The 557-nt window shown below is 54.6% G+C and carries 1 protein-coding gene; it reads left to right on the top strand.

The features are described 5' to 3' along the window. The coding region (gene tnpC / locus KDM89_RS19420; RefSeq protein ID WP_212689549.1) for an IS66 family transposase at window positions 1-557 on the top strand (557 nt) is incomplete at both ends.

The raw sequence follows: 557 nt of genomic DNA, 5'->3' as shown, positions 1-557 counted from the left end.
CGACAGGGTCTACACCCGCAGACGCACCTGGAGGGATTCACCGGTGTGTTGCAAGCGGATGCGTACGGTGGTTATGACAAGCTCTATACTGATGGCAGCGTGATTGAAGCCGCCTGTTGGGCGCATGCCAGACGCAAGGTCTATGATTTACACGCAAAAAAGGCCACGCCAACGACCACCGAGATTCTGCGCCGGATTGGCGAACTCTATGGTATTGAAGCGCAAATTCGCGGACAGCCACAAACTGAACGTCAGCGTATTCGGCAGCGACAGGCCAAACCACTTCTGGTTGAACTGGAAGTTTGGCTGCGCAACAGACTGCTGACACTATCGACACAATCCGAGACCACCAAGGCCATCAACTACATGCTCAACCAGTGGCATGCGTTGAACTATTACTGTGAAGATGGCGTGGCCGAGATCGATAACAACATTGCCGAGAATGCGTTACGGGGTTGCTGCCTGGGCCGCAAGAACTTCCTGTTTCTTGGGTCGGACAGCGGTGGTGAGCGAGCTGCTGCCATGCATAGCCTGATCGGTACAGCGAAGATGAATGG

Source organism: Cognatundibacterium luofuense (genome assembly GCF_018139685.1).
Taxonomy (GTDB): Bacteria; Pseudomonadota; Gammaproteobacteria; order Burkholderiales; family Burkholderiaceae_D; genus Undibacterium; species Undibacterium luofuense.
This window is presented reverse-complemented; position numbering and strand designations above follow the sequence as displayed.